Annotated in this window: 9 protein-coding genes; 3 read left to right on the top strand and 6 right to left on the bottom strand. The window is 55.5% G+C overall.

All coding sequences use genetic code 11. The features are described 5' to 3' along the window. The first annotated feature begins 405 nt into the window (after window positions 1–405). Together purH and purD are read left to right on the top strand one after the other, a co-directional pair. Window positions 406–1,995, top strand: a complete 1,590-nt coding sequence (gene purH / locus ACE38U_RS21765) for a bifunctional phosphoribosylaminoimidazolecarboxamide formyltransferase/IMP cyclohydrolase (protein ID WP_375530514.1) — start codon at window positions 406–408, stop codon at window positions 1,993–1,995. A gap of 18 nt (window positions 1,996–2,013) precedes the next feature. Then, entirely contained in the window at window positions 2,014–3,306 is a 1,293-nt protein-coding gene (gene purD / locus ACE38U_RS21760) for a phosphoribosylamine--glycine ligase (RefSeq protein WP_038476755.1), read from the top strand. A gap of 46 nt (window positions 3,307–3,352) precedes the next feature. Here purD and ACE38U_RS21755 read toward each other — a convergent pair whose 3' ends face one another. From ACE38U_RS21755 to nudC, 6 genes are all read right to left on the bottom strand, one after another. Further along, window positions 3,353–4,045 carry a DUF1481 domain-containing protein gene (locus tag ACE38U_RS21755; protein ID WP_176982777.1) on the bottom strand — a complete coding sequence of 231 codons (693 nt, stop codon included), beginning with the start codon at window positions 4,043–4,045 and terminating at the stop codon, window positions 3,353–3,355. A 14-nt stretch (window positions 4,046–4,059) separates the two neighbouring features. Then, window positions 4,060–4,332, bottom strand: a complete 273-nt coding sequence (gene hupA, locus ACE38U_RS21750; protein WP_004097675.1) for a nucleoid-associated protein HU-alpha — start codon at window positions 4,330–4,332, stop codon at window positions 4,060–4,062. Between the two features lie 186 nt (window positions 4,333–4,518). Beyond that, entirely contained in the window at window positions 4,519–5,109 is a 591-nt protein-coding gene (locus ACE38U_RS21745) for a YjaG family protein (protein ID WP_038476758.1), read from the bottom strand. A 43-nt stretch (window positions 5,110–5,152) separates the two neighbouring features. After that, a complete protein-coding gene (nfi, locus tag ACE38U_RS21740; protein WP_375530513.1) occupies window positions 5,153–5,824 on the bottom strand; it encodes a deoxyribonuclease V in 672 nt (223 codons plus the stop codon). A 12-nt stretch (window positions 5,825–5,836) separates the two neighbouring features. Further along, on the bottom strand, window positions 5,837–6,904 hold the full coding sequence (gene hemE / locus ACE38U_RS21735) for a uroporphyrinogen decarboxylase (protein WP_038476762.1): 1,068 nt from the start codon (window positions 6,902–6,904) through the stop codon (window positions 5,837–5,839). Between the two features lie 35 nt (window positions 6,905–6,939). Beyond that, the gene (nudC, locus tag ACE38U_RS21730; RefSeq protein WP_176982780.1) at window positions 6,940–7,713 is read right to left on the bottom strand and encodes an NAD(+) diphosphatase; all 774 of its coding nucleotides are present in this window, start codon (window positions 7,711–7,713) and stop codon (window positions 6,940–6,942) included. Between the two features lie 98 nt (window positions 7,714–7,811). Between nudC and ACE38U_RS21725 the strand changes: the two genes are divergently transcribed. After that, window positions 7,812–8,315, top strand: coding sequence for an Rsd/AlgQ family anti-sigma factor (locus tag ACE38U_RS21725; RefSeq protein WP_038476766.1), 504 nt, complete (start codon window positions 7,812–7,814; stop codon window positions 8,313–8,315). Window positions 8,316–8,330: the final 15 nt, after the last annotated feature.

Below are 8,330 nucleotides of genomic sequence, written 5' to 3'. Positions count from 1 at the left end.
CCCTTAATTTCAGGATTTTTCACTCTCATCGCCGCCGTTACTCTGTGATGTTGTTCACATGTTCCGTGTCGATGGAGGCGCATTATAGGGAGTTCTCCCGGCGCTGCAACACTAAAATGACAGAAAAATGACTGACTGCTGCATTCCACAGCAAAACCCCGCCTTATACCCTTTTGCACACAGACTTATCCACAATCCGGATTTGAACTTAAAATTCGCGAGCGTGACGCAAACGTTTTCGCTACAATGCACCGCGATAAAATGGACACCCCCGATGGGGGCGTTAGCTGAGTTTTCGTCTCTTCTTTTCCTTAAATTCCCTTTTCTGCGCCGCCAGAACCAAGGTGAAGACTAAAATTCAGCTAACGCTCTTCTATATGCGAACCAAAGCCAAGGGATAAAACCATGCCACAACGTCGTCCTGTACGCCGCGCACTGCTCAGTGTTTCTGACAAAGCCGGTATCGTCGAATTCGCTCAGGCCCTCTCCCAGCGTGGAGTGGAGCTGCTGTCCACCGGCGGAACCGCCCGCCTGCTGGCTGAAGCAAACCTGCCGGTAACCGAAGTCTCCGACTACACCGGTTTCCCGGAGATGATGGACGGACGTGTCAAAACGCTGCATCCGAAAGTTCACGGCGGCATTTTGGGTCGTCGTGGCCAGGACGATGCGATTATGGCGGAGCACGCCATCTCTCCTATTGATATGGTCGTCGTTAACCTTTATCCGTTTGCCCAGACCGTTGCTCGCGAAGGCTGCTCTTTAGAAGATGCGGTCGAGAACATCGATATCGGTGGCCCAACCATGGTTCGCTCCGCCGCCAAGAACCATAAAGACGTGGCGATCGTAGTAAAAAGCAGTGACTACCAGGCGATCGTTGCCGAGCTGGATGCTAATGAAGGATCGCTAACGCTGGAAACCCGCTTCGATCTGGCGATCAAAGCCTTTGAGCATACCGCCGCCTACGACAGCATGATCGCCAACTACTTCGGCAGCCTGGTGCCTGCTTACCACGGCGAGAGCAAAGATCCTGCCGGGCGCTTCCCGCGCACGCTGAACCTGAACTTCATTAAGAAGCAGGATATGCGCTATGGCGAAAACAGCCATCAGCAAGCCGCCTTCTATATAGAAGAAGAAATTAAAGAAGCGTCCGTGGCTACCGCGACCCAGGTGCAGGGTAAAGCGCTCTCCTATAACAACATCGCGGATACCGATGCGGCGCTGGAGTGCGTGAAAGAGTTCGACGAACCTGCCTGCGTTATCGTTAAGCATGCCAACCCTTGCGGCGTTGCGGTTAGCGGTTCCGTGCTCGAAGCCTACAACCAGGCTTATAAAACCGATCCAACGTCAGCCTTCGGCGGCATCATCGCCTTCAACCGCGAGCTGGACGCTGAAACCGCACAGGCGATTATTTCCCGCCAGTTCGTCGAAGTGATCATCGCCCCTTCCGCCAGCGAAGAAGCGCTGCAGATAACCGCAGCCAAGCAGAACGTTCGTGTCCTGGTTTGTGGCCAATGGCAGAAACGCACTGCCGGCCTCGACTTTAAACGTGTGAACGGCGGCCTGCTGGTTCAGGATCGCGATCTGGGTATGGTGACCGCTGGCGATCTGCGCGTTGTCACTAAACGCCAGCCAACAGAGCAAGAACTGCATGACGCGCTGTTCTGCTGGAAGGTAGCGAAGTTCGTTAAATCGAATGCCATCGTTTATGCCCGTGACAATATGACCATCGGCATAGGCGCCGGCCAGATGAGCCGCGTTTACTCCGCCAAAATTGCCGGCATCAAGGCCAGTGACGAAGGTCTGGAAGTGAAAGGCTCCGCCATGGCCTCTGACGCCTTCTTCCCGTTCCGCGATGGGATTGATGCTGCAGCCGAAGCTGGCGTGAGCTGCGTTATCCAGCCGGGCGGTTCTATTCGTGATGAAGAGGTCATTGCCGCCGCCGACGAGCATGGGATCGCGATGATCTTCACCGATATGCGCCACTTCCGCCATTAATTACCGGAGCGTTTATAGATGAAAGTTTTAGTTATTGGTAACGGCGGGCGCGAACATGCGCTGGCCTGGAAAGCCGCTCAGTCTCCTTTAGTACGCACCGTCTTTGTTGCTCCAGGTAACGCGGGCACCGCGCTGGAACCTGCGCTGCAGAACGTCGCCATCAGTGCCACGGATATTCCGGCCCTGGTGAGTTTTGCGCAGAACGAAAAAATCGACTTAACCATCGTCGGCCCTGAAGCCCCGCTGGTCATTGGCGTAGTGGATGCATTCCGCGCCGCCGGGCTGAAGATCTTCGGGCCAACCGAAGGCGCCGCGCAGCTGGAAGGCTCGAAGGCCTTCACCAAAGACTTCCTGGCTCGTCATAACATTCCGACGGCGGAATACCAGAACTTTACCGAAGTTGAGCCTGCGCTGGCTTACCTGCGTGAAAAAGGTGCGCCAATCGTGATTAAGGCCGACGGCCTGGCCGCGGGAAAAGGCGTTATTGTGGCGATGACCCTGGAAGAAGCGGAAGCCGCCGTGAATGACATGCTGGCCGGGAACGCGTTTGGCGATGCGGGCCACCGCATTGTTATTGAAGAGTTCCTCGACGGCGAAGAAGCCAGCTTTATCGTGATGGTTGACGGCGAGCACGTCCTGCCGATGGCCACCAGCCAGGATCATAAGCGAGTTGGCGACGGCGATACGGGCCCGAACACCGGCGGGATGGGAGCTTACTCCCCGGCTCCGGTTGTTACGGATGAAGTTCATCAGCGCACCATGGAACGCGTAATTTGGCCGACCGTACGCGGTATGGCTGCCGAGGGGAACACCTACACCGGCTTCCTGTACGCCGGGTTGATGATCGATAAGCAGGGTAATCCGAAGGTGATTGAGTTCAACTGCCGCTTTGGTGATCCAGAAACCCAGCCCATCATGCTGCGTCTGCAGTCAGACCTGGTCGAACTGTGCCTCGCGGCCTGCGACGGCAAGCTTGATGAGAAAGACTCTAAGTGGGACGAACGTCCGGCACTGGGCATCGTGCTGGCGGCGGGCGGTTATCCGGCCGATTATCGCAACGGCGACGTTATCCACGGCCTGCCGCTGGAAGAAGTGGCCGACGGCAAGGTCTTCCATGCCGGCACTAAGCTCAGCGAAGATGACCTTGTGCTTACCAACGGCGGGCGAGTTCTCTGCGTGACCGCACTCGGCGAGACGGTTGCTAAGGCTCAGCAGCGCGCGCTGGAGCTGAAAAAAGATATTCACTGGGATGGCAGCTTCAGCCGCTCGGATATCGGCTACCGCGCCATTGCGCGTGAAGACGCGAAGTAATATCGACAGTACGGACTAAACCGCTCTCGTAGCGGTTTTTTTATGCCTAGAAATCGCCAGGCCTGGGCTGCCAGCTGCAGAAGTTCTGGTTCGCCACCAGCAGCAGCTGTGAACCTTCCGGCGCTTCCAGCCAGGCAATACTGACGTCGAGAGAAGAGTTGCTCTGACGACGCGCGATGTGGCTCAGTGAGGCGCTATCAAGCTTAGGCGATAGCGTTTCCCCTTCGCAGGTCGTTACCGTGCCGTTCTGGTGCCAACGCCCCTGACGCAGCACAACGTGGCCAATGCGTAGCGCTTCGCTTGTTTCCCGAATACGGTTGGCATTGAACTGGTACAAAGCGACCTGATCGTTGGAGAGTTGCTGCTTCTGGCTGTTGACTTCGCGCTGCATAAAGCTCAGCTCACCGTGGTCGTCAAAGCGGACTTTGACATGCTCCGGCTGCTTACCCTGAATATTGAGCTCGATAAAGGTCAGCTTATCGCCCTGCCAGCGGTATTCACCGGTGGTAGTTGCCCCGTGCTGCCACGGACTAAAGGCGGTAAGTATGTGGGTGGACTCATCGGCGTTGTCTTTACGCCAGATGCGAACTACGCCCTGGTCGGCAACATAGCCAGTGGCGGTAAAAGGAGGGAGTTTATTGCTGCTGCATGCCGTGAGCACTAACGCACCCGCCAGCGCCAGTAGTGGGCGCCAGACGGACAAAAGGGGCGTAAACGCCCCTCTGTTAAAACTGTTCACCGACACGCGTTAACTTACTTAACCGCGTCTTTCAGTGCTTTACCAGAAACAAATGCCGGCACGTTAGCAGCAGCAATTTTGATTTCATTACCGGTCTGCGGGTTGCGGCCAGTGCGCTCAGCACGGTGGTTCACCTTGAAGGTACCGAAACCAACCAGTTGTACAGCATCACCTTCTTTCAGAGACTCAGTAATTGCAGCCAGAGTGGATTCCAGAGCAGCTTTAGCCTGTGCTTTAGACAGGTCAGCCTTGTCAGCAATTACATCAATCAGTTGAGTCTTGTTCATAAGTTATCCTTACAATGTGTTTATCGCTTGCTAAGCATCGAGTGCGACGGAAATGCATAAAAAGCACTCTCCTGCATACACGCACCGACAGCCACTTTTATTCGCCCCACAAATGTAGACCAGACGGGGGGTTAATTGGAAGCCTCCAGGGAGGACAAATCAGACTGTATGTCACGTTTTACTGTCTTATTGCTGCAAATTTATACCGATATTACTGATGCCGGCCTCACGGAGGTCAGCACGAAGCCCTTTAATGAGCTCAATATCGCGTTCTTCGCAGTCCGCCAGCAGTCGGAAAATCTCCCACTGAATGTCCCATTCTTCTTCTACCGCCGGGTTTGCTCTCAACTCCTCGTCGGTCATTTCACGACCGGCCTGAGTCATTTCCAGCATCGCCACCGAAGTGATTGAACATTTACTGACTTCGATTGCGTGCTCCAGCGTTTCACCTGAGAGACGAGAATGGACAAGCTCACTCAGCGCCACGCAGGCGTCAATCGCCGGATAGACACCGTAAATATCATAGTCGTCAGCCGCAGGAATTGCCTCTTCAAGTTTTTCCAACTGGCTATCAAAGTTCACTTTGGCGTCTTTCACCGTTTGGGTTTCCCAAATCAGGTCGAGGATCTTGCGATAAAGCTGGGCATCACCAAAGCCGGTTTGCTGGCAAAACATGGCGTAGTTCGGGTACATACGCTCGCACAGAGAGGCCATAAAGGTGACGTGCTGCCAGCTTTCGAGCTTCTCCAGGCGTAAATGAATTGGGTTCTGTAACATGACGGTGTCTCAAAGACGGAAAATTAGCGGCAGTTTACCTGAATCACCTGCCAATTGCTTGCAGGCGCTTAAAGGCCGGACGCCCGGAGGCGACGGCATCGGCCCAGCGGGTCGGCTCCGGCAGACGGTAGCCCGCCATACAGCGCTCAACCCACGTTAACGCGCCGTCGAGGCTCACCCGGTGCCCGGTAGAAACAAACAACGGGTTACAGCGTTTTTTACTGCGCCAGACCCACGCCAGCTGTTCGCCTTTGTCCATCAACGGCGCACGAGCGCCCGGCTCGTCGCCCAGCGGTTCAAACTTTCCGCACAGCCGCTTTTTCGCTACGCCGATAGTTGGCACGTCCACCAGCAGCCCAAAATGGCTGGCTACGCCTAAACGGCGGGGATGCGAGATGCCGTGCCCGTCCACAAACACCAGATCGGGTTTCTGCGAAAGCATACTCCACGCTTCAAGCAGCGCAGGGTATTCTCGAAAAGATAAAAAACCGGGGATATAGGGCATGGCGGTAGCCATTCTCGCCACCTGATATTCAACCAGATCAAGGGACGGATAGCTCAACAAAACGAAGGCCGCGCGGGTGACGTCTCCGCTTTGTTCAAACCCCACATCGGCCCCGGCGATCAAACGCGGCGGATCCTGGTCAAGGCGATCCTCGCGGATCACCTTTGCGGCCAGATCCAGCTGCTGCTCTCGTAATGCTGCGAGATCCATCCCTCTTTTTCCTTAAGCGCGATGATATTGCGCCGACAGGCGATGCACCGCTTCCACAAAGACGCCTGCATGCTCCGGCGGAACATCCTGATGAATACCGTGGCCCAGGTTAAAGACGTGCCCTTCTCCCTGGCCGAAGCCGGCAAGAATAGTGGCAACTTCTTCTTCGATACGTGCAGGCTGAGCGTAAAGCATGGAAGGATCCATATTACCCTGCAGAGCGACTTTATGACCTACGCGACGGCGAGCGTCGGCTATGTCCGTCGTCCAGTCCAGGCCCAGCGCGTCGCAGCCGGTTTCCGCCATGGCTTCAAGCCACTGACCGCCGCCTTTGGTGAACAGCGTCACCGGCACACGGCGACCGTCGTTTTCACGCAGCAGGCCGTCGACGATTTTGTGCATGTAGTAAAGCGAGAATTCTTTGTAGTCACGGCCGCTAAGCACGCCGCCCCAGGTATCGAAGATCATCACCGACTGCGCGCCCGCGCGGATTTGCGCGTTCAGGTAGAGCGTCACGCTCTGTGCCAGCTTATCCAGCAGCAGATGCAGCGCTTTTGGCTCGGCAAACATCATTTTCTTAATCACGGTAAACGCTTTGCTGCTGCCGCCTTCCACCATATAGGTGGCCAGCGTCCACGGGCTGCCGGAGAAGCCAATCAGCGGGACTTCGCCTTTCAGCTCGCGGCGAATGGTGCGCACCGCGTTCATCACGTAAGCCAGCTCGCCTTCCGGGTCTGGAATCGGCAGCTTTTGAACATCGGCCAGGCTTTTAATTGGGGAGCTAAAGCGTGGGCCTTCGCCGGCTTCAAAGTACAGCCCAAGCCCCATTGCGTCTGGAATGGTCAAAATGTCCGAGAAGAGGATCGCCGCATCAAGCGCATAGCGACGCAGCGGCTGCAGGGTGACTTCGCAGGCCAGCTCGGCGTTTTTGCACAGCGACATAAAATCACCCGCCTGAGCGCGCGTTGCCTTATATTCCGGCAAATAACGCCCGGCCTGGCGCATCATCCATACCGGAGTGATATCTACCGGCAAGCGCTGCAGGGCGCGCAGGTAACGATCGTTCTTCAGTTCAGTCATTTTTACCTTTCCTTTAGCTGTATCGCCGCAGTCTATCATTCATAGTCCGCGCGACACAGGGCAACGGTATCTTCAATTAAGCGGCGCGCCACGGTGCCCGGCGGCGGCAATAGCGGCAGTTGGTCATAGCGATACCAGCCGGCATCCAGCAGCTCTTTGGGATCTATTTTGATTTCGCCGCTATGGTAATCCGCCATAAATGCGGTCATCAGCGACTGCGGGAAAGGCCAGGGCTGGGAGGTCACGTAGCGCAGGTTTTTCACCTGAATGCTGCTCTCTTCCATGACTTCGCGAGCCACAGCCTGCTCCAGCGTTTCACCCACTTCGACAAATCCGGCCAGCACGGTGTAAACGCCGTTGCGGTGGCGCGTATGCTGAGCCAGCAGGATATGATCGTCCTTACGGATAGCAACGATAATGCAGGGGGCGATTTGCGGGTAATAGCGTTCCCGGCAGTGGCCGCAGAGCATCGCCCATTCGCTTTTGCTGAAGTGCATTTCATGGCCGCAGTAGCCGCAATATTTATGCGAGCGGTAAAACTCGGCCAGTTGAACACCCCTTCCGGCGAGCTGAAACAGGCCAACATCACGGTCCAGCAGCTGGCGCAGCGAGCCCATGTCCGTGCGGCGCGGTTCTCGTATCAGCCATACCGGTTCGCCTTCCCATTCCCCGATGTCCAGGGCGTGGCAGCCTGTAAGCTGAAATTCGGCGGCGCTGCCGTGAGGTAAGTCACCCTGCGGCAACCATATTTTCTGCTCATGGCTGACTATCCACCAACCATGATCTAAGTTTTGAATAACACGTTCCATAACCTGGTGCACATCCCCGTGTTCACTGATATAAACAATTAGTTTTTACTTTTTTGGGTTAGTTTGCGTTCAATCTTTTAACTCACGGAGTCTCAATCATGCTGAACCAGTTAGCCAATCTGACTGAGCGCGTTGGTGGTAGTAATGAGTTAGTTGACCAGTGGCTTCAGGCTCGTAAACACCTGTTGGTTGCCTATTACAACATGGTCGGGATCAAGCCTAACAAGGAATCCCACACCGCGCTCGACGAAAAAGCGTTAGATAATTTTTGCCACGGCCTGGTGGATTATCTCTCTTCCGGCCATTTTAGTATTTACGAGCGCATTATCAGCAACCTGGAAGGCGGCAGCCCGCTGCTGAGCGCGGCACAGCTTTATCCTCAACTGGAAGCCAATACCCAACAGATAATGGACCTCTACGACTCGCATCTCGAAAACGCCATCGGCCGCGACAGCTGGGTCGAGTTTCAGCAGGCATTATCGGAGATAGGCGAGTGCCTTGAGGCCCGCTTCACCCTTGAAGATAAGTTAGTCCTGTTGGCTATCGATAACAACCTGGACGGCAGCGCCAGCGATGCGGCCGGGCTGGCAAGTCCAGCTTGAGTTGTTAGCTATTAA

It is taken from the genome of Cedecea selenatireducens (assembly GCF_042138895.1).
Taxonomy (GTDB): Bacteria; Pseudomonadota; Gammaproteobacteria; order Enterobacterales; family Enterobacteriaceae; genus Cedecea; species Cedecea selenatireducens.
Note: the sequence above shows the minus strand (reverse complement) of the source record. Positions and strands in the feature narration are given on the sequence as shown.

Coding starts and splice junctions, on each gene's coding strand:
- purH (WP_375530514.1), top strand. CDS start 406: ATGCCACAACGTCGTCCTGTACGCCGCGCACTGCTCAGTGTTTCTGAC.
- purD (WP_038476755.1), top strand. CDS start 2,014: ATGAAAGTTTTAGTTATTGGTAACGGCGGGCGCGAACATGCGCTGGCC.
- hupA (WP_004097675.1), bottom strand. CDS start 4,332: ATGAACAAGACTCAACTGATTGATGTAATTGCTGACAAGGCTGACCTG.
- ACE38U_RS21745 (WP_038476758.1), bottom strand. CDS start 5,109: ATGTTACAGAACCCAATTCATTTACGCCTGGAGAAGCTCGAAAGCTGG.
- nfi (WP_375530513.1), bottom strand. CDS start 5,824: ATGGATCTCGCAGCATTACGAGAGCAGCAGCTGGATCTGGCCGCAAAG.
- hemE (WP_038476762.1), bottom strand. CDS start 6,904: ATGACTGAACTGAAGAACGATCGTTACCTGCGCGCCCTGCAGCGCTTG.
- nudC (WP_176982780.1), bottom strand. CDS start 7,713: ATGGAACGTGTTATTCAAAACTTAGATCATGGTTGGTGGATAGTCAGC.
- ACE38U_RS21725 (WP_038476766.1), top strand. CDS start 7,812: ATGCTGAACCAGTTAGCCAATCTGACTGAGCGCGTTGGTGGTAGTAAT.